We start from the raw sequence: 18901 nt of genomic DNA, 5'->3' as shown, positions 1-18901 counted from the left end.
CCTCTTCGCGCCAGCGGCTCATTGCCGATTCAACGAGCCGGTTTCGGGCAGGACGGGTGGGTACCCGCGGTCACCAGATCGGCCACCGCGCTCCGGGGGTCACCACTGGTGACGAGCCCCTCACCGACGAGGACCGCATCTGCGCCCGCGCCGGCGTACGCCAGGAGATCCGCCGTTCCGCGGACGCCGGATTCGGCGATGCGGATGACGTTGCTGGGCAGCCCCGGCGCGATGCGCGCGAAGCAGTCCCGGTCGACCTCCAGGGTCTTGAGATCCCGTGCGTTGACACCGATCACGCGGGCGCCGGCCTGCAGGGCACGGTCGGCTTCCTCTTCGGTGTGAACCTCGACCAGAGCCGTCATACCCAACGACTCGGTGCGCTCCAACAAAGACTCGAGCACGGGCTGTTCGAGCGCCGCGACGATGAGCAGCAGCATGTCCGCTCCGTGCGCACGGGCCTCATGGATCTGATACGGCTTGACGATGAAGTCCTTGCGCAGCACGGGAATTGACACCGCAGCGCGCACCGTGTCCAGATCTGCCAACGAACCGTGAAAACGCCGCTCCTCGGTGAGCACGCTGATCACCCGGGCGCCACCATCCTCGTAGGCGCGAGCCAACTGCGCCGGGTCGGCGATATTGGCCAGCGCCCCGCGGGACGGGCTGGCACGTTTCACCTCGGCGATGACGCCGATCCCGGGTTCGCGCAACGCTGCCATCACGTCCAGTGGTGCGGGTGCATCCAGGGCGCGCGCCTTGATTTCCTCAAGGCTTATGACGGCCTCGCGAGCCGCAACGTCGGCGCGGACTCCTTCGATGATGGAGTCGAGCACAGTGGCCGAACTCATCGCCGTCGATTCCTTTCCGGTGCGCCCGGGACGATCCCGGTGGACCTCACTCGAAGGGTAGTCGCCGCCACACCTTCTGCTGTCACCGACCCTTGTTGTCCGGATCGGACTGCTCGCCGTTCTGCCCGCCCGTCGGATCGTGCCCCTCGTCGAGGGCGTCCCAGATCATTCGTTCGGACATTGGGGCGTCGGAGTTCTCGCCCTGCGCGGCGGCCCGGCGCGCCGCCGGCGCGGCATAGCGCGACGCTACTGCGCGGGCACCGGTCGCCGACCGCATGAGCAGCACCGCGCCGGCGAGTGCCAACACGGCGGCTACCAAGGTCAGCACGGCGCCGCCGTAGTACTGATGGGTGCCGGTCAGCTGCGCCACCGGGACCAGAGCCAGGTCCGCGGCACGGACGGCGACGTCCTTGGCCACCCACAAGCTGATTCCCAGATAACCCATACCGGCACTGGCGACGGCGACGAGCAGTGCCAGCAGCCGCAACAACCAGCCCCGCACCGCCAGAACCGCGACAGCGGCCGCCAGCACCACCAGTGCGAGCGGGATCAACGCCGTGGACCACATGGCACCCGTCAGCAAGGTGTTCTTGGGCTGTCCCAGCCCGTCGAACGACGACACCTGCACCCACGACATCCGCGACGCGCCCCACAGGGCCAGGGCCGCGGCCACGAGCAGAACCTGCGCGATCCGCATCATGGTTCGGTGAGCGTGTCGGCGGCGGCGATCGCGTTGAGCACCGCTTTGGCCTTGTTCGCCGACTCGTTGTATTCGTAGGGACCGTTGGAGTCCGCCACGACTCCGCCGCCGGCCTGCACGTAGGCGGTGCCGTTGCGCATCAGGGCGGTACGGATGGCGATGGCGAAGTCGGCGTTGCCCGCGAAGTCGAGATAACCGAGCACGCCGCCGTACAGGCCTCGCCGCGTCTTCTCGACCTCCTCGATCAACTCCATGGCGCGCACCTGGGGCGCGCCGGAAAGGGTGCCGGCCGGGAAGCACGCCGTGACCGCGTCGAGTGCGGTCTTACCCTCGGCGAGTTCGCCGGTGACCGTGGACACCAGATGCATGACGTGGCTGTAGCGCTCGATGTGGCTGTAGTCCTCGACGCGCACGGTGCCGGGTCGGCACACGCGACCGAGGTCGTTGCGGCCGAGATCAACCAGCATCAGGTGCTCGGCGCGTTCCTTGTCGTCGGCCAGCAACTCCTTCTCCAGCAGCACGTCCTCTTCGTCGGTGGCGCCGCGCCAGCGGGTGCCCGCGATGGGATGGGTGGTGGCCCGCCCGTCGGTGACGGTGACCAACGCCTCCGGGCTGGAGCCGACGACCGAAAAGTCCAGTCCGCCTTCGGCATTCGGGACGTTGAGCAGATACATGTACGGGCTGGGGTTGGTCACCCGCAACAGCCGGTAGACGTCGAGTGGGTCAGCCGTGGTGTCCATTTCGAACCGTTGCGACGGCACCACCTGGAACGCCTCGCCGGCTTCGATGTCGCCGACCAGCTTCTCGACGATCGCGGAGTACTCCTCGACGGTGCGCTGCGCCCGGTGCTCCGGGGTGGGACGGCTGAAGGTCGCCACCGCCGAGGCCAACGGTTGCCCGAGTGCCGCCGTCATCACGTCGAGGCGTGCGACCGCATCGTCGTAGGCCCAGTCGACGCGCTCATCGGTGGCGTTCCAATTGACGGCGTTCGCGATCAAGGTGATGGTGCCCTCGTGGTGGTCGACCGCCGCGATGTCGGTGGCCAGCAGGAGCAGCATGTCGGGCAGGCCGAGGTCGTCGACCGCCAGTTCAGGCAACCGCTCCAGGCGCCGCACCATGTCGTAGGCGAAAAAGCCCACCAGGCCCGAGGACAGGGGCGGCATCCCGGGCACCGCAGCGGTAGCCAGCAGCTCGAGCGTCGTGCGGATCGCCTCGAGCGGATCGCCGCCGCTGGGGGCGTCCTGCGGCGTCGTGCCCAGCCACACCGCCTGATCGTCGCGGACAGTCAACGCCGACGGCGCGCCGGCGCCGATGAACGACCATCGCGACCACGACCGGCCGTTCTCGGCCGATTCCAGCAAGAACGTTCCGGGCCGGTTGGCAGCCAGCTTGCGGTACGCCGACAGCGGCGTCTCGCTGTCGGCCAGTACCTTGCGGGTCACGGGGACCACCCGATGTTCGGCGGCCAGCGCCCGGAAATCCTCACGCGACGTGGTGGAAGCAAGCGTGTGCACGCAGACGATCCTCCCAGACTGGCAGCGATGAGTCGGCGTAGCGTGGACGCCCATGACACCTCTTAAGACGGGTGACACCGTTGCCGAGTTCGAACTCCCTGATCAAACCGGCACGGTACGCAGTCTGACGAGTTTGCTGGCCGATGGGCCTGTTGTGCTGTTCTTCTATCCCGCGGCGATGACGCCCGGCTGCACCAAGGAGGCGTGTCACTTCCGCGACCTGGCCGCCGAGTTCGCCGCGGTCGGTGCGTCCCGGGTCGGCATCAGCACCGACCCGGTCGCCAAACAGGCCAAGTTCGCCGACATCCAGCGGTTCGACTATCCGCTGCTGTCCGATGCCGACGGGAAAGTGGCCAGCCATTTCGGTGTCAAACGTGGCCTGCTCGGCAAGCTGATGCCGGTCAAGCGGACCACGTTCGTCATCGACACCGATCGCACCGTGCTCGACGTGATCTCCAGCGAAATCAGCATGGACACCCACGCCGACAAGGCGCTGGAGGTGCTCAGGGCGCGTTGACTGCCCGCAGCACCGCCGCTATCGACGCGGCGAGCACCGAATCGCTGCGACCGCATGCCCACCCGGTACTGCCGCCGCAGCGGTACTCCAGGTAGCTGACCGCCTCACGACCGACGGACTGTTGGGTCAACCCCAGCACCTCGACATCGCGCCCGACGGCACTGAGCGCTGCCGTCAACGCATCCAGTGGGCCGATCCCGTGATGCGTGCTGGTCCGGGTCTGGCCGTCGACGACGAGGGTGATCGCGGTCGTCTCGTCGCGGCCGGTATGCCAGTCCTTCAGCTCGACCGGGCCGCCCGGCTGCAGATATGCGGCATCGAACAGGTCGAACAGCTCGGCTGCGGTGACCTCCGCACCGTGGCTGTCGGTGTGCTCCTGGACACGGCGGGCGAAGTCGATCTGCAACCGGCGGGGCAGGTCCAGGCCGTAGTCGGTGAGCAGCAGGTAGGCGATGCCGCCCTTGCCCGATTGCGAGTTGACCCGGATCACCGCGTCGTAGGTACGTCCGATGTCGGCCGGGTCGATCGGCAGATACGGGACCCGCCAATCGATTTCACGCTCGGACCGGCCTTCGGCGGCGGCCCTGTCCCGATGTTCGGCCAAGCCCTTCTTGATGGCGTCCTGGTGCGTGCCGGAGAACGCGGTGTGCACCAGGTCGCCGACGTAGGGATGGCGCTCAGGGATCGGCATGCGCGTGCAGTAGGCGACGGTGCGGGCGATCTCATCGATGTCGGAGAAATCGATCATCGGGTCGACGCCCTGGGCGTGCAGATTCAACGCCAGCGTGGCGATGTCGACGTTGCCTGTGCGTTCGCCGTTGCCGAAGACGCAGCCCTCGACCCGCTGCGCGCCGGCCAGCACTGCGAGTTCGGCACACGCGATACCGGTGCCGCGGTCGTTGTGCGGATGCACCGAGAGGATGACGCTGTCGCGACGGGTCAGGTTGCGGTGCATGTACTCGATCTGGTCGGCGTACACGTTGGGAGTGGCCACTTCGACCGTCGCGGGCAGGTTCAGGATCACCGGCCGGTCCGTGCTGGCCTGCCACAGTTCGGTGACCGCGTCGCACAACTCCAGCACGTAATCGGGTTCGGTCAGGTTGAACACCTCGGGCGAGAATTCGAAGCGGACGTTGGGCAGGTCGCCGGCGAACTCCAGGACGTCGCGGGCGCCGGACAGGATCAGCTCGCGCAGTTCGCCGCGGTCCTTGCCCAACACGGTGTTGCGCCACACCGGCGCGGTGGCCGTGTACATGTGGATGACGACCTCGTTGCGGACGCCTCGCACCGACTCCACGGTGCGCTCGATGAGATCGCGCCGGGCCGGGGTGAACACCGCGATTCCGACATCGGAGGGGGCGATGTCGGAGTCGGCCAGCAGCCGCACGAAGTCGTAATCGGTCTGCGACGCCGACGGGTAGCCCACCTCGATCTCCTTGTAGCCCATGGCCACCAGCAGTTCGAAGAAACGTCGCTTGCGGGCCGGGTCCATCGGCTCGGCCAGTGCCTGGTTGCCGTCGCGCAGGTCCACCGGCACCCACAGGGGTGCCGCGGTGAATCGGGCGTCGGGCCAATGGCGTTGTGTGAGTGGAACATCCACGCGGTCGAAGACGGATGCATAGCGATGCGACGGCATCGTCGAGGGCTGCTGCCGGTTCCACGTCGGGGTTTGGCTCATGCTGGTGTGCGCTTTCTGCTCGGTCGGTGATGGATCGACCGGCGCAACGACAGCCCCGCGGCAGGGGGCCGGTCGGTCAGGCCCTGCCGAGGCAGCTAAGGAGAAGCACGCGCGTCATGATGGCTAGAATATACACAACTCCTCAGACAAGTAGAGAGGTTGTGATGATTTCCCAGGTGCAACGCCACCCGTTGGCTGCGCAGACGGCGCAGTTGCTGCTGGCGCGGATCCGAGACGGCGAGTGGCCGCTCGGCCACCGCCTCCCCGGCGAAACCACGCTCGCCGCCCAACTCGGGGTGGGTCGCTCGACGCTGCGCGAGGCCATCCGCGAACTGGCAGGCAAAGGTGTATTGGAAAGCCGCCAGGGCGCCGGGGTGTTCGTCACGGCGTTGGATGTCACCGAGGACTGGGACACGGTGCTGCGTGGCGCAAACATCGCCTCGGTGATCGAAGCCCGCATCGCCATCGAGGCCGAGGGCGCCGCGTTGGCGGCAGCCCGGCGCACCCCGGCAGACGTGCGGACGATTCGGCGTACCCTCGCGGCCCGCGGTGTGACGGGCCAGTCGGTGCCCGAGCACGTCGACGCCGACATGGCGTTTCACCGCGCGGTGATCACCGCCGCGCACAACGATGTGCTGACCCAGTTGTTCGACGCGTTCCTGCCGCGACTGCGGCTGGCGATGATCGACATGCTCAAGATCCGTCCCATCGCATCCGAACCGTGTGACCACGACCTGCACCAGCAACTGGCCGACGCGATCATCGCGCGGGACCCCGCCGCCGCGGCGGCCTCCAGCCGCACCCACCTGAGCGCATTGAAGGAATCCTTTTCATGACACCGGTTTTGGAAATCAGCGACGTCACATTCCGCCGCGACGGCAAGCACATCATCGACGGCATCTCGCTGACCGTGCAATCCGGGGAGCACTGGGCGCTGCTGGGCCCGAATGGCGCCGGGAAGAGCACGCTGCTGGGATTCTGTGCAGCCGTGACCTTTCCGACGACCGGCACGGTGCGCGTGCTGGGCGGGCAGATGGGACGGACCGATCTCGCGGTGCTGCGGCGGTCCATCGGCCACGTGAACCCCCGGCACCGACTGCAATACCCGCTGACCGTGCGCGAGGTCGTGCTCACGGGCATCACCGCCACCATCGACACCGCGGCCCGCTGGACACCGAGCCCAGAGCAGGTGGCCCGCGCCCAGGAGCTCATCGACACCGTGGGACTGTCCGCGCGGGCCGATGCCACATGGCCGACGCTGTCGCAGGGCGAGCGGGGCCGCACCCTGATCGCCCGCGCGCTGATCTCCGATCCGCAGCTGCTGCTGCTCGACGAGCCCACCACGGGGCTGGACGTCGCCGCCCGCGAGCAGCTGCTGGAAACCCTTGACACCCTGGACGATTCGCATCCAGACATGGCGTCGATCCTGGTGACACACCATCTGGAGGAACTGCCGACGTCGACGACGCATGCGCTTCTGATCGCACATGGGCGGACCGTCGCGAGCGGCCCGGCTCAGGACACGGTGACCACCGATCACGTCACGACGGCGTTCGCCCATCCGGTCGAGGTCGGCTTCCACGACGGCCGCTGGACTGCCCGAGCCAAGGCCGGGCCCCGGATCCGCTAACCGGCGGGCGCCTCCCGGCGGCGCCGACGGGCTTCGCGGTGCCGGGTCACCGGCGTCGTGTCGACGACGCGGGTGACCATGGTGGCCAGAAAACGTGACGGCTGCAGCTCGGGCGGCACGGTGTCATGGCGGATGGCGATGTCGGGAAGTGCGGCCAGTGCCTCGTCCACCGCCGCGGTCTCGACGTCGACGATTTCGAAAAGCGCATCAGGCTCGGCCTTTTCGATGCTGTCCACCTCGTCGTCCTCGACCGGTGCTTCGACGTCGTAATCGATCATCACCAACGCGACCGCATGATAGGCGTCGTCCTCGGTACCCAGCTTGCCGAGCAGGTCGATCAGCCATTCCGCCTTGTCGGGCTCGGTCGTGAGGATCGTGGAGCGCAGGCCGTAGACGAAGCCGAGTGCGGCCATCGGATGGCGCAGCCGCAGATTCTTGGCGTCGCCGTAGCTCTCCTCGACCCGGTTGGCGGCGTTCTTGCCGAAGCTGGAGTCCATCCGCTTGGTGCTGATGAGAAGCTCCGGGCCGGTGTCCCAGTCCGACATCACCACGTCGACCTGCTTCATGTAGTGCTTGCCGAGAATGCTGGCGCTGGAGCCGGCGACACCCTTCATCGAGCGGCGCAGCCGGTGCTCGATGAGTTGACGCTCCTTGAGCGGCAGCCCGTCGAGCAGGTTGGCGATCGCGCTGGGCATGATCCGCGGCTCGGTCGGCCGGGGCCATACCGCGTCGGTGTCGAAGCCGGCGCGGCGCAGCTCATACGCCAGCCACACATCGAGGGCCAGCGCAGGCACACCCGTCGTCGACGGGGCATCGAGATGCAGTGGCACACCGAGAAGCCGGCGCAGCACCCGGAAGTCGGGTCGGTAGGTGAGCTCGTCGCCGCAGCGTACCCACGGGTTGGTGTGCTCACCGCCGGGCGCGGCATCGGCGACGATCCGGTCGAAGATGGCCCAGGCGGTGGCTTTCGTCGACGGTTCAGCGGGCACGCCGCGACCTTACCGCCCGCCGGGTGGCCAATGAATGCCGCGCTGTGCGAATGGATTCCAGGTCCGACAATCCGAGTGCGTCGTCGACGAGGTACACCGCGTCGAGCAACTGACCGTTGCGCAGCAAAGACGCGGTCCTCCGCCGCACGGCACGCAGCTGCGGCGCGCGTTCGACGATGAGCTCGGGCGCCGGCACCAGCCACCGATCCGCTTCGCGTGGTTCGATTTTCAGAATTCCGCCGCCGTACGACCGGCCGGTCATCTCGGCGTGCAGCAGCGTCACCGAATTCAAGGCCGCCAACGGGAGCAGGTCGCGCCCGAGGTTGGCCAGCCCGTCGCGCAGATACACGCCGTGCACCGAATTGAGGTGATGAGCCTTGACCCGGTTGGTCACCAACCGTGGGGTGTCGGCGTTCATGCACGTCAGCAACAGGTCTGCCGGCGCAACCAGCGGCACGAGGTACCACGGCGTGCGAACCCGGCACTTGTAGGCCAGGTGCACCCCGGCGGCATGCCCCGCGTCGAGGTAGCGCTGAGCCGCCGCCGACAACCGGCCTGCCGGCCGGAACAGCTGGGTGGACTTGCCCTGCTCCCCCAGCTGGCCCAGCTGATCGGCGGTGAGTGTGAGGCCGCGCAGGTGGGCGCTGCCCGGCGGGGACAGCGGGAGCAGATCGCTGCGGCGCAACCCCAATTCGCGAACCCGGTCCGGTGACAGCGCAAAAAATCCGTTGTTGCCGGTCACCATGCCCAGCGTGGTGTCTCCCCACAGCTCCAGGTGAGCGAAGCGGCCCGCGGTGTGCAAGGCGTGCAACGCGTCGACGGGGCCGTTGCCGATCAATCCGCTGACCCATTTGTCGGCGGGGTCGCGCGGCGACCAATTGCGCTGTACCAGTTCGGATGTCAGCGATACGGCATTGTGGGCCCGGTGGATGACGGCGTGGCCGGACGGTCCCTGGTCGAAGCCGTCGGCCAACAGCAGCACGATGTCGGCTTCAGCCTCGGGGAACACCTGCTCGTCGAACATCACGAGCTCGACGTGGGCGAACCGGTCGAACAGGAACTTGCGTACGGCCGCGGCATAGTTGACGCTCAGCAACTCTGCGGGCAGCACCAGCGCCATCCGGCCGCCGGGCCGCAAAAAGAGTGCGGAATGCACGGTGAAGGCCGCCCAGCTGGAAGCCAACCCGGACAATGCCACGCCGGCCTGTAGCGCCGCGCGCCGCGACTGGGCGCGTACCTGCCCGCGGAAGTCCTGGTAGCGGATGTAGGGCGGGTTGCCGATCACGGCGGTGTATTCCGGCCGCGGGGCGACGTCGAAGAAGTCGGCGGTGCGGATCTGTGCCGTGCCACCGGCCTCGGCCACCCGGCGCCGCGCGGCGGCCGCACTGGCGGCGTGGATCTCGACACCGTCGACCCGCGGGGCCGAAGCGCCGAGATGCTGCAGGCGCTCGGTGGCAGCGAGCAGAAATGCCGCGTCACCGGCTGACGGCTCGAAAACCCGGTCATCGGTACTGCGAACGGCCCACCGGGTGAGATACCGAGTGATCTCGACGGGCGTGAAGAAGGCACCACGCGCCTTGCGCGCCGCGGCGGAATCGCCGTCGGAATGGGCTGCGCTGTCGGTCACCCCGTCATTGTTATCGAAGCCACCGACAAGCCCACGCACCGCAACGCCGGGCGGCTTGCCCAACGGATCCGGTCAGATGCGCCGGTTGGCCCAGCCGTCGTCGTTGTGTGCCAGAAGCTGCAACTCACGCTCCCAAGCGTTGGCGCGCACCCGGTCGAGCAACCGACGCACCAGATAGGCGATCAGCACGCTCAACGCAACGGCACCGAGCCACACACCGGCCGACCGCACAAAGGCGGTCAACTGGGCATCGGCCTTACGTCTGGGGGCATCGACCACATTGCCCTTCTGATCAAGCCAGATCACCACTTGCTGGCCGGTCGAGGTCGGCGTCGAGAACGTTGTGCGCCCGGTTCGGGTCTGCGAGCCCTCGCGCCACTGGACCAGCACAGGCAGACCGGTGGAGTACCGCTGCGCGCCCTGCACGGTGCCGCGGAGAACCTCGGCATTCGTCGAGTGCAGTGACCGGGTCTGCTCGGCGATCGCACGCAGGTCTGCCGAGTATGCGTCGGTGCCCGACTGAACGGCCGTCGGGACGACGAGAAGAGCAGTGAGAAGAACACCCAAAATCGCAAACGCTTCGACGCGATCGGTCATCCGGGCCAATGGGTTGCGAGCCAGCCCACGGAACACCCACCTGCGGCCGAGGGTGCGCGACAACGTGCTATACATCACACCAGTCCAAGCCTAGTTTTCGAATCTATTACCAACACATTTCGATGGTGTCACTAGCACTGACCACTTTGCCAGTCGCGCCTGGCCGGGGCGACGAAAATCACAGGTCCGACGCTGTTATGGGGCAAACTTCGGTGCGCGGAGCTGGCGCGGTGAAGTTAGCGGAGAGTGGCGGCGATCACAGTTTGCCCTTGCATACGTGAAGGAGCGCGAGCGGCGAAATTCGCCGTATTGGACAGCATCGGTCGATGAGCGTGAGACCTTGCCGGATCGACCACCGTCGCTCCCGCGGCGCCGGTCACAGTGGTGTGATGCTCATATGCCGTATGCCACCCTGCTGCTCGGCGCCGCGGTCCTGCTCGCCCTCACCTCGGCGGTGATGTGGTGGGCCCAGATCGAGCATGCTGCCGCACCCTGGTGGGCGGTCATCCGCGCGCTCGGTCAGTTGGCGCTGATCAGTCTCGCGCTGCGCGGCGTACTCACCCACCCCGCGCTGGTGGCATTGGCACTGGTGGTGATGGTCAGCGTGGCGGCGTGGACGGCGGCCCGCAGACTGCGGGATCTGCACGGCGGCCCGCTCGCGGTGGTGCTGTCGACGGTGGCGGCGAGCGCGCTGACCATCGGCCTGGCGTTCGGGCTGCACATGTTGGCGCTGGAGAGCCGGTTCGTGATCGCGCTCGGCGGCATCGTCATCGGTTCGACGATGACCGCCACCACCTTGGCAGGCCGCAATTTTCAACGGATGTCGGTCAAGTCGCGGGCCGAGATCGAAGGCTGGCTGGCCATCGGCGCGACACCGAGTCAGTCGGTGGTGCACATCGGCCGGGCTGCGGCCGGAGATGCCGTGCGCCCGGTCCTCGATCAGACCAGGACGACAGGGCTCGTCACACTCCCCGGGGCTTTCGTGGGTGCGTTGATGGCCGGCGCTCCGCCGTTGGAGGCCGGCCGGTTCCAGGTTGTGGTGCTGGTGTGCCTGATCACCGCGCAGACCGTCGCGACCACTCTGCTGGTGCGCATCCTGGGCCGCTCACCCGTCCTTGCGGTCTGACGGCTCGGCCGTCGACGAGCATCGTCACAGCGGTCTGCTTGTCGGTCCGTCGTGCGATGCTGCGGGACCGACAACCTTCGAGCAAAGAGGACATCCGCGGTGACCGCACCGATCGCAGCAGACGAGCAGGCCACATATCAGGACCGCGACAGCCAAAGACCGGCCACCTCGAACACTGTTGACCAACACCGAAAAGTCTTGGATCTAGCCAAAAATGACGTCACCAAGATCCGCTACGCCGTGGATGTGCTCGGTGGCGCCCAGCCGGCCGAGGTGGTCGCCTGGCTGGCTCGCTACGGGCACACCGTCGCGTTGCGGAAAGTCTCACCGGAGGTAAAGGCATACCGCGACGCGCATGGCTCCGAAGCCCTGACCGCAGGCGTCGGCACTGACGCTGCCTCAACCGCGTTCTTGTTCGAACCCCGAAATGCTCCCGCCGCCAATCACGAAACCGTTAACGGGGCAGGTATCGACACGTCGGATGAGCGCACGGTCGATGGTCCGCGCGATACCGTCCACGCACTGCCCGAGCCACGAACACCGTGGGTCGCGTTCGCGTGCTACGCCGTCGCTGCAGTCTCGATGACCGTGTCGCTGAACACATCCTGGCGCTTCTTCGATGTCGTACTACACATCCCGACCGAGAACGCCGAACGCTGGGTGATGTTCGCCGTAGCCGAACTCGCTCTCTTCGTGTGCGGCGCGGGAATGGCCGTCAACGTTCACCGCACTGGACATCCCGGCTCATTCCGCACGATCGTGTGGGCAATGTGCGCGGCGATGGCCTACATGGCCTGGGCCATGTCCAGCCCCGGCGAAGCCCTTGGCCGCATCCTGCTCGGCCCGGTGCTGGGCACCGTGATGCTTCACCTCGGCCTGGGCCTCGAACTGCGCACCCACCACCAGGACGCAGGCATCGCGGTACGTGTCGGCCGCGAACTACGCGAACGTTTCCTGGGCCGGCTCGGGCTCGGCGACGACGGCCGCGACGCCGCCCAGCGCACCCGAGATCGCAAGGCATACCGAGCCGCAACGCTCAGCCGCCCATACAGGCACCCGTGGTCGCGGGCCGCCAAGCTGGAGCGAGCACTGGTCGCTTCGGGCGTCGCCGATGACGAATCGCTACGCCAACGGATGCTGGCCCGCCTCGCGGTCCTGCAGCATGCGCACGAACTCGCCGCGCTTACGCAGGGCTCGCCATGGCAATCGTCCGTGACAGAGCAACCTACGGCGATGCCTTGGGTAGATCAGCCCTCGGGCGAGAGGAGCACATCGGCGTCGAAGCAGGTGTGATCGCCGGTGTGGCAGGCTCCGCCGACCTGGTCGACCTCAAGCAGCACCGTGTCGCCGTCGCAGTCCAGCCGCACCGAATGCACGTGCTGGGTGTGCCCGGACGTGGCGCCCTTGATCCACTGCTCGCCGCGCGAACGCGAAAAGTAGGTTGCCTCACGGGTTTCCAGCGTGCGGGCCAGCGCGTCGTCGTCCATCCAGGCGACCATCAGCACGTCGCCGGTCCCGCGCTCCTGCACCACCGCGGTGAACAGGCCGTCGGCGTTGCGTTTGAGCCGCGCCGCGATATCCGCATTGAGTGTGCTCATCGCACAGTGATTCCTTCCGCTGCCATCGCCGACTTGACCTCGGCGATGGTGAGCTCCCGGAAGTGGAACACGCTGGCGGCCAAGACGGCGTCGGCACCTGCAACAACCGCGGGCGGAAAATGTTCCACCGCACCGGCCCCGCCGCTGGCGATCACCGGCACGCTGACCGCCGCGCGCACCGCACGCAACATGGCCAGGTCGAAACCGGCCTTGGTGCCATCGCGATCCATCGAATTCAGCAGGATCTCACCGACGCCGAGCTCGGCGCCACGAACCGCCCATTCGATGGCATCGATACCCGTTCCGCGCCGCCCGCCATGGGTGGTGACCTCCCAGCCGGACGGCGTTGGCGCGGCACCGGACGGCACGGTGCGGGCATCGACACTGAGCACGATGCACTGGGAGCCGAACTGGCGGGCCAACTCGGCGAGCAGTTCGGGACGGGCGATGGCCGCGGTGTTCACCGAGACCTTGTCCGCGCCGGCGCGCAGCAGAACGTCGACGTCTTCGACGGAGCGCACGCCGCCGCCTACCGTCAGCGGGATGAACACCTGCTCCGCGGTGCGCTTGACCACCTCGAGCATGGTCGAGCGGCCCGACGACGATGCGGTCACGTCCAGGAACGTCAGCTCGTCGGCGCCCTCGGCGTCGTAGGCTGCCGCCAGCTCGACGGGGTCCCCCGCGTCGCGGAGGTTCTCGAAGTTGACGCCTTTGACGACACGGCCGTCGTCGACATCCAGACACGGAATCACCCGAGTCGCAACGTCACTGGTCACAGGTAATCCTCCGGGCTGCCCGCGGCTTTCACGATCTCCAGCATGCGTTGGTGCACACCGGGTGCGGCGGCCAGCGCCGACTTCGACTCGACTGTCCACGGCTCGCCTGCGAGGTCTGTCACGATACCGCCGGCCGCCCGGACCAGGGCCACACCTGCCGCGTGATCCCAGATGTGATGCCCGAAACTGATGGCGGCGCCGAGGATTCCGGCCGCCACATAGGCCAGGTCGACGCCGGTGGCACCGTGCATACGCACCCGCGAGCACTCCCGGCTCAGGTTCGCCAGCACCTGCGCGCGGTATCGGCCCGGGAACCGGCCGCGTGAGTCGATGTTGAAGGTCTGGATCCCGACGATGGAGTCGGCCAGCGTCGGAGAGCCCAGTTGCGGAAGCGCTTCGCCGTTGTCGTAGAGCGGTCCGTTGACGAGTGCGGTGTAGCGCTGCCCCGTGAACGGCAGCCAGGTCAGACCCGCGACCGGCTCGCCATCGGCCAACAGCCCCAGCAGGATGGCGGCCATCGGTGAACCGGCCGCGTAGTTGAAGGTGCCGTCGATCGGGTCGAGCACCCACACCAGTTCGGAGTCGATCGGCTCACCACCGAACTCCTCGCCGTGCACGCCGATCCCGGTTCCCTCGGTCAGAGCCCTGACGACCTGCCGCTCGATGGCCAGGTCGACTTCGGTCGCGAAGTCGTTGCCCTGCTTGCGAACCGCGGAATCGGCCCGGTGCCCGGCGATGAACGGTGCCGACGCCTCGTCGAGAATCTCGGCCGCGGTACCGAGCAGTGCGGCCAGCCGGTTGGGATCCATCCGCTCAGCCGCTGACCGCAGCAAGCGCCTCGGGCAGCGTGAATCGTCCGGCGTAGAGGGCTTTCCCGACGATCGCCCCCTCGACACCGCGCTCGGTCAGCGTGGCGATGGCCTGTAGGTCCTCGAGGCTGGACACCCCGCCGGAGGCGATGACGGGTACGCCGCTGCGTTCGGCGACCGCGCCGAGCAACTCCAGGTTGGGCCCGGTCAGCGTGCCGTCCTTGGTGACGTCGGTGACGACATACCGTGAACAGCCTTCGCGCTCAAGGCGTTCCAGTACCTCCCACAGATCGCCGCCGTCGGTTTCCCAGCCGCGGCCACGCAGCCGGTGGGCACCGTCGACGATCTGCACGTCCAGGCCCACGGCCACCTTGTCGCCGTACTCGGCGATGGCTGCCGCGCACCACTTCGGGTTCTCCAGGGCCGCAGTGCCGATGTTGACGCGCGCACAGCCCGTGGCCAGCGCGGCCTTCAGCGATTCGTCGTCGCGGATACCGCCGGAGAGTTCGACGTCGACGTCGAGCTTGCCGACGACCTCGGCCAGCAGCTCGCGGTTACTCCCCCGGCCGAAGGCCGCATCGAGGTCCACCAGGTGGATCCACTGCGCACCGTCACGCTGCCAGGCCATCGCGGCTTCGAGCGCCGAACCGTAGTCGGTCTCGCTGCCTGCCTTGCCCTGAACCAGACGAACCGCTTTGCCCTCGACCACGTCGACGGCCGGCAACAGAATCAAACTCACAGTCCCTCAACCCAATTCGCGAGCAGCGTGGCACCGGCATCGCCGCTCTTCTCCGGATGAAATTGCGTGGCCGCCAACGGCCCGTCCTCGACCGCCGCGATGAACCGAGCATGGTGGGTGGCCCAGGTGACCAACGCGTCGGAATTGCCCGACCACTCCTGTGCGGCATAGGAGTGCACGAAGTAGAACCGCGTGTCGGCGTCCAGTCCGCGGAACAGCCTACTTCCGGCCGCGGCCTCGACCACGTTCCAGCCCATGTGCGGGATCACCGGGGCATCCAACCGGGTGACGGCTCCGGGCCATTGACCACAGCCGACGGTCTCCACGCCGAACTCCACACCGCGGGCGAACAGAATCTGCATGCCGACGCAGACGCCGAGCACCGGGCGCCCCTGCTGCAACCGGTCGGCGATGATCTTTTCCCCGCCGATGGCCCGCAGACCCTTCATGCATGCTTCGTAGGCACCGACACCGGGCACCACCAGGCCGTCGGCGGCCGCGGCGGCACCTGGGTCGGCAGTCACCTCGACATCGGCACCGACGCGCTGCAGGGCCCGTTGTGCCGAGCGCAGATTCCCCGATCCGTAGTCGAGAACAACGAGTTTCTTCGTCACAAACTGCCCTTCGTGGAGGGCACCCCGGTGACCCGCGGGTCGTATTCGACGGCCTGGCGCAACGCGCGGGCGACGGCCTTGTACTCGGCCTCGGTGATGTGGTGCGGATCGCGACCGTAGATGGTGCGCACATGCAAGGCGATGCGGGCGTTGAACGCGATCGACTCGAACACGTGGCGGTTGATCACCGTGTGGTAGGGCGTGCTGGACCCGGCGATGGTGAACTCGACCATGTAGTCCGGCTCGCCGGTGTGCACGAAGTACGGACGGCCCGACACATCCACCGCGGCGTGCGTCAACGTCTCGTCCATCGGGATGAACGCGTCACCGAACCGCCGGATGCCGGTCTTGTCCCCCAGCGCCTGGCCGAGGGCCTGGCCCAGCACGATCGCGGTGTCCTCCACTGTGTGGTGGCCTTCGATCTCGATGTCGCCCTTGGCCTGAACGGTCAGGTCGAAGCTGGCGTGGGTGCCCAGCGAGGTCAGCATGTGGTCGAAAAACGGCACGCCGGTGTCGATGTCGACCACACCGGTGCCGTCGAGGTCGATCTCGACGGCGATCTCGGATTCGCGAGTCTTACGTTCGACTTTCGCCCGACGGGTCACGATGCTCCTACAGTGCTGTTGAGTTCGGTCTTGACGAGGTCCGCGCTGGCAGCCAGGAAGGCATCGTTTTCCGCCGCCAGGCCGATCGTGGTGCGCAGGTATCCGGGGATGCCGACGTCCCGGATCAGCACGCCCGCGTCGAGGTAGCGCTGCCACGTTGCCGGCGCATCGGCGAAGTGCCCGAACAGCACGAAGTTGGCGTCGCTGGGAATCACGCGGTAGCCCAGGCGGGTCAGCTCTGCGACCACGCGATCCCGTTCGGCGGCAAGGGTTGCCACACTGCCGAGGGTGTCATCGGCGTGCCGCAACGCCGCGCGGGCCGCGGCCTGGGTGAGCACCGACAGGTGGTACGGCAACCGCACCAACAGCAGCGCGTCGATCACCGCTGGGGCGGCCGCCAGATATCCCAGCCGGCCGCCCGCGAACGCGAACGCCTTGCTCATGGTGCGGCTGACGACGAGCTTCGCGGGATATTCGGCCAGCAGCGCGACGGCGCTGGGCTGTGATGAGAACTCGCCGTAAGCCTCGTCGAGGACGAGCACGCCGCCGGTCATCGCATCGAGCAGACGCCGCAGATCCTCAAGCGGAACACTCTGTCCCGACGGGTTGTTCGGGCTCGTCACGAACACGATGTCGGGCTTGCGGTCCTTGATGGCGGCCACGGCTGCGTCGACGTCCAGGCTGAAATCGTCCGAACGGGACGCTTGCAGCCAATCTGTCTGGGTGCCGTCGGAGATGATCGGGTGCATCGAATACGACGGCACGAAGCCGAGCGCCCGGGGGCCCGGGCCGCCGAAAGCCTGCAGCAGTTGCTGCAGGATCTCATTGGAACCGTTGGCAGCCCAGAGGTTTTCGGTGGTGAGCCGCACTCCGGTGGCCGACGTCAGATAGGCCGCGAGGTCAGCGCGCAGAGCCACCGCGTCACGGTCGGGATAGCGGTGCAGCTCGGCCGCGGCGTCGCGCACCGACGCTGCGACGTCGTCGATGAGCGCCTGGGTGGGCGGGTGCGGGTTCTCGTTGGTGTTCAGCCGCACCGGAACCTGCAACTGCGGTGCGCCGTACGGCGACTTGCCCCGCAGGTTGTCCCGCAGCGGCAGATCCGCCAAGGTCACCTCTGTCACCGCTCGAACCTCCGTCGTACTGCCTCACCGTGCGCCGGCAGGTCCTCCGCCTTCGACAACGTGATCACATGGCCTGACACATCTTTCAGCGCTGCCTCGTCGTACTCCACCACGTGGATGCCGCGCAGGAAGGTCTGCACCGACAATCCGCTGGAGTGCCGTGCACAGCCGGCGGTGGGCAGCACGTGGTTGGACCCCGCGCAATAGTCGCCCAGGCTCACCGGTGACCAGGCGCCCACGAAAATCGCTCCGGCCGACCGGATCCGATCGGCGACCCCGGCGGCGTCGACGGTCTGGATCTCCAGGTGTTCGGCCGCGTAGGCGTTGACTGTCCGGATACCTGCTGGGATGTCGTCGACGAGCACGATGGCCGACTGCTGACCCGTCAGGGCCGCGGTCACCCGCTCGACGTGCACGGTGGTGGCGAGCTGGTTGGCCAGCTCACGGTCGGTGGCATCCGCGAGGGCCACACTGTCGGTGACCAGCACGCTCGCGGCCATCTCGTCGTGCTCGGCCTGGCTGATCAGGTCGGCGGCCACGTGCACCGGGTCCGCGGTGTGGTCGGCGAGGATCGCGATCTCCGTCGGACCTGCCTCGGCGTCGATACCCACCTGTGAACGGCAGATCCGCTTGGCTGCGGTGACGTAGATGTTGCCCGGTCCGGTGATCATGTCGACCGGGGCCAGCTCGGCTCCATCGGTGTCGGTGCCACCGTAGGCGAGCAGCGCGACGGCCTGAGCCCCGCCGACCGCCCACACTTCGTCCACACCGAGCAACGCCGCGGCGGCGAGGATGGTCGGATGCGGCAGCCCGCCAAACTGCGCCTGCGGGGGGCTCGCGATCACCAGGGAATCAACCCCGGCGGTCTGCGCGGGCACCACGTTCATCACCACACTGGACGGATAGACCGCGTTGCCGCCCGGCACATAGAGGCCGACCCGTTCGACCGGGACCCACCGTTCGGTGACCGTCGCGCCCGGCGCCAGCGTCGTGGTGGTGTTGGTGCGGCGCTGATCGGCATGCACGGCGCGGGCGCGGTCGATCGACACCTGCAGCGCCGCCCGCACATCCGGGGACAGTTCGGCGAGGGACTGCGCCAAGGCCTCGGCCGGGACGCGCACCGCCGCGGGCCGGACACCGTCGAAGGACTCGCCGTAATCCAGGGCGGCCACGGCGCCCCGCTCGGCGATCGCGTCGACGATCGGACGGACCTTGGGAACCACTGCGTCCACGTCGACACCACCGCGGGGCAGGGCAGCGCGCAATTGCGCGGCACTCATCTCGCGGTTGCGCAGGTCGATACGGGACATCTGAAACTCGGCCATCTCTTCGATTGTCCCTGATCAGTCCAGTTGAATAAAAATCCGGGCAGGTAAGCGTCGTAGGGTGGTCGCAAACCGGCGAATGGAGTCG

General features: G+C 67.6%; 20 protein-coding genes. 5 read left to right on the top strand and 15 right to left on the bottom strand.

Going from position 1 to position 18901, the window contains the following annotated elements; all coding sequences use genetic code 11:
- Positions 1–29: 29 nt before the first annotated feature.
- The 3 genes from trpC to BST13_RS04585 all read right to left on the bottom strand — a co-directional run bounded on the left by trpC (position 30) and on the right by BST13_RS04585 (position 3062).
- On the bottom strand, positions 30–848 hold the full coding sequence (gene trpC / locus BST13_RS04595) for an indole-3-glycerol phosphate synthase TrpC (RefSeq protein ID WP_064945792.1): 819 nt from the start codon (positions 846–848) through the stop codon (positions 30–32).
- Between the two features lie 82 nt (positions 849–930).
- Complete coding sequence (locus tag BST13_RS04590; RefSeq protein ID WP_083161072.1) at positions 931–1548, bottom strand: TIGR02234 family membrane protein; 618 nt, start codon at positions 1546–1548, stop codon at positions 931–933.
- The gene (locus BST13_RS04585; RefSeq protein ID WP_083161070.1) at positions 1545–3062 is read right to left on the bottom strand and encodes an anthranilate synthase component I; all 1518 of its coding nucleotides are present in this window, start codon (positions 3060–3062) and stop codon (positions 1545–1547) included. The genes BST13_RS04590 and BST13_RS04585 overlap by 4 nt, the downstream gene beginning before the upstream one ends.
- A 52-nt stretch (positions 3063–3114) precedes the next feature.
- Here BST13_RS04585 and BST13_RS04580 point away from each other — a divergent pair, with 52 nt between their 5' ends.
- Positions 3115–3579 carry a peroxiredoxin gene (locus tag BST13_RS04580; RefSeq protein ID WP_083161068.1) on the top strand — a complete coding sequence of 155 codons (465 nt, stop codon included), beginning with the start codon at positions 3115–3117 and terminating at the stop codon, positions 3577–3579.
- Here BST13_RS04580 and BST13_RS04575 read toward each other — a convergent pair.
- A complete protein-coding gene (locus BST13_RS04575; protein WP_245839344.1) occupies positions 3566–5257 on the bottom strand; it encodes a 2-isopropylmalate synthase in 1692 nt (563 codons plus the stop codon). The genes BST13_RS04580 and BST13_RS04575 overlap by 14 nt on opposite strands.
- A gap of 164 nt (positions 5258–5421) precedes the next feature.
- Between BST13_RS04575 and BST13_RS04570 the strand changes: the two genes are divergently transcribed.
- Together BST13_RS04570 and BST13_RS04565 are read left to right on the top strand one after the other, a co-directional pair.
- Positions 5422–6093, top strand: coding sequence for a FadR/GntR family transcriptional regulator (locus BST13_RS04570; protein WP_083161066.1), 672 nt, complete (start codon positions 5422–5424; stop codon positions 6091–6093).
- Entirely contained in the window at positions 6090–6887 is a 798-nt protein-coding gene (locus BST13_RS04565) for an ABC transporter ATP-binding protein (RefSeq protein WP_083161064.1), read from the top strand. The genes BST13_RS04570 and BST13_RS04565 overlap by 4 nt, the downstream gene beginning before the upstream one ends.
- On the opposite strand, the gene BST13_RS04560 is transcribed toward BST13_RS04565, so the two are convergent.
- The 3 genes from BST13_RS04560 to BST13_RS04550 form a co-directional block, all read right to left on the bottom strand.
- Positions 6884–7876 carry a hypothetical protein gene (locus tag BST13_RS04560; RefSeq protein WP_083161062.1) on the bottom strand — a complete coding sequence of 331 codons (993 nt, stop codon included), beginning with the start codon at positions 7874–7876 and terminating at the stop codon, positions 6884–6886. The genes BST13_RS04565 and BST13_RS04560 overlap by 4 nt on opposite strands.
- Entirely contained in the window at positions 7866–9503 is a 1638-nt protein-coding gene (locus BST13_RS04555; RefSeq protein WP_245839342.1) for an N-6 DNA methylase, read from the bottom strand. Before BST13_RS04555 ends, BST13_RS04560 begins: the two co-directional genes overlap by 11 nt.
- Before the next feature lie 72 nt (positions 9504–9575).
- Positions 9576–10175, bottom strand: coding sequence for an Rv1733c family protein (locus tag BST13_RS04550; RefSeq protein WP_142282723.1), 600 nt, complete (start codon positions 10173–10175; stop codon positions 9576–9578).
- Between the two features lie 322 nt (positions 10176–10497).
- Between BST13_RS04550 and BST13_RS04545 the strand changes: the two genes are divergently transcribed.
- Positions 10498–11226 carry an ABC transporter permease gene (locus tag BST13_RS04545; protein ID WP_083161056.1) on the top strand — a complete coding sequence of 243 codons (729 nt, stop codon included), beginning with the start codon at positions 10498–10500 and terminating at the stop codon, positions 11224–11226.
- A gap of 99 nt (positions 11227–11325) precedes the next feature.
- Complete coding sequence (locus BST13_RS39645) at positions 11326–12519, top strand: hypothetical protein (protein ID WP_245839340.1); 1194 nt, start codon at positions 11326–11328, stop codon at positions 12517–12519.
- Here BST13_RS39645 and hisI read toward each other — a convergent pair.
- The 8 genes from hisI to hisD are packed head-to-tail and all read right to left on the bottom strand — an operon-like array spanning position 12474 to position 18813.
- A complete protein-coding gene (gene hisI, locus BST13_RS04535; protein WP_083161054.1) occupies positions 12474–12824 on the bottom strand; it encodes a phosphoribosyl-AMP cyclohydrolase in 351 nt (116 codons plus the stop codon). The two genes, BST13_RS39645 and hisI, sit on opposite strands and share 46 nt — an antisense overlap.
- Positions 12821–13600 (bottom strand): imidazole glycerol phosphate synthase subunit HisF, encoded by a 780-nt coding sequence (gene hisF / locus BST13_RS04530; RefSeq protein WP_029367139.1) that lies wholly within the window; start codon positions 13598–13600, stop codon positions 12821–12823. Before hisF ends, hisI begins: the two co-directional genes overlap by 4 nt.
- Positions 13597–14409: an inositol monophosphatase family protein gene (locus tag BST13_RS04525; RefSeq protein WP_083161052.1), complete on the bottom strand. Its 813-nt coding sequence runs from the start codon at positions 14407–14409 to the stop codon at positions 13597–13599. Before BST13_RS04525 ends, hisF begins: the two co-directional genes overlap by 4 nt.
- Positions 14410–14413: 4 nt before the next feature.
- On the bottom strand, positions 14414–15148 hold the full coding sequence (gene priA / locus BST13_RS04520) for a bifunctional 1-(5-phosphoribosyl)-5-((5-phosphoribosylamino)methylideneamino)imidazole-4-carboxamide isomerase/phosphoribosylanthranilate isomerase PriA (protein WP_083161050.1): 735 nt from the start codon (positions 15146–15148) through the stop codon (positions 14414–14416).
- Positions 15145–15762: an imidazole glycerol phosphate synthase subunit HisH gene (gene hisH / locus BST13_RS04515; RefSeq protein ID WP_083161048.1), complete on the bottom strand. Its 618-nt coding sequence runs from the start codon at positions 15760–15762 to the stop codon at positions 15145–15147. Before hisH ends, priA begins: the two co-directional genes overlap by 4 nt.
- Positions 15759–16367 carry an imidazoleglycerol-phosphate dehydratase HisB gene (gene hisB / locus BST13_RS04510; protein WP_083161046.1) on the bottom strand — a complete coding sequence of 203 codons (609 nt, stop codon included), beginning with the start codon at positions 16365–16367 and terminating at the stop codon, positions 15759–15761. Before hisB ends, hisH begins: the two co-directional genes overlap by 4 nt.
- On the bottom strand, positions 16364–17488 hold the full coding sequence (locus tag BST13_RS04505) for a histidinol-phosphate transaminase (protein WP_083161045.1): 1125 nt from the start codon (positions 17486–17488) through the stop codon (positions 16364–16366). The genes hisB and BST13_RS04505 overlap by 4 nt, the downstream gene beginning before the upstream one ends.
- The gene (gene hisD / locus BST13_RS04500; protein WP_083161043.1) at positions 17485–18813 is read right to left on the bottom strand and encodes a histidinol dehydrogenase; all 1329 of its coding nucleotides are present in this window, start codon (positions 18811–18813) and stop codon (positions 17485–17487) included. Before hisD ends, BST13_RS04505 begins: the two co-directional genes overlap by 4 nt.
- Between the last annotated feature and the right edge of the window lie 88 nt (positions 18814–18901).

The sequence above is a fragment of the Mycobacterium aquaticum genome (assembly GCF_002086485.1).
In the GTDB taxonomy this organism is placed as follows: domain Bacteria; phylum Actinomycetota; class Actinomycetes; order Mycobacteriales; family Mycobacteriaceae; genus Mycobacterium; species Mycobacterium aquaticum.
The sequence above is the reverse complement of the archived record's forward strand: the minus strand, read 5'-3'. Positions and strand labels throughout refer to the sequence as shown.

What these genes read in the sequence shown, in the direction of transcription:
- trpC (WP_064945792.1), bottom strand. Translation starts at nt 848, where the DNA reads ATGAGTTCGGCCACTGTGCTCGACTCCATCATCGAAGGAGTCCGCGCC.
- BST13_RS04590 (WP_083161072.1), bottom strand. Translation starts at nt 1,548, where the DNA reads ATGATGCGGATCGCGCAGGTTCTGCTCGTGGCCGCGGCCCTGGCCCTG.
- BST13_RS04580 (WP_083161068.1), top strand. Translation starts at nt 3,115, where the DNA reads ATGACACCTCTTAAGACGGGTGACACCGTTGCCGAGTTCGAACTCCCT.
- BST13_RS04575 (WP_245839344.1), bottom strand. Translation starts at nt 5,257, where the DNA reads ATGAGCCAAACCCCGACGTGGAACCGGCAGCAGCCCTCGACGATGCCG.
- BST13_RS04570 (WP_083161066.1), top strand. Translation starts at nt 5,422, where the DNA reads ATGATTTCCCAGGTGCAACGCCACCCGTTGGCTGCGCAGACGGCGCAG.
- BST13_RS04565 (WP_083161064.1), top strand. Translation starts at nt 6,090, where the DNA reads ATGACACCGGTTTTGGAAATCAGCGACGTCACATTCCGCCGCGACGGC.
- BST13_RS04550 (WP_142282723.1), bottom strand. Translation starts at nt 10,175, where the DNA reads ATGTATAGCACGTTGTCGCGCACCCTCGGCCGCAGGTGGGTGTTCCGT.
- BST13_RS04545 (WP_083161056.1), top strand. Translation starts at nt 10,498, where the DNA reads ATGCCGTATGCCACCCTGCTGCTCGGCGCCGCGGTCCTGCTCGCCCTC.
- hisI (WP_083161054.1), bottom strand. Translation starts at nt 12,824, where the DNA reads ATGAGCACACTCAATGCGGATATCGCGGCGCGGCTCAAACGCAACGCC.
- BST13_RS04525 (WP_083161052.1), bottom strand. Translation starts at nt 14,409, where the DNA reads ATGGATCCCAACCGGCTGGCCGCACTGCTCGGTACCGCGGCCGAGATT.
- hisD (WP_083161043.1), bottom strand. Translation starts at nt 18,813, where the DNA reads ATGGCCGAGTTTCAGATGTCCCGTATCGACCTGCGCAACCGCGAGATG.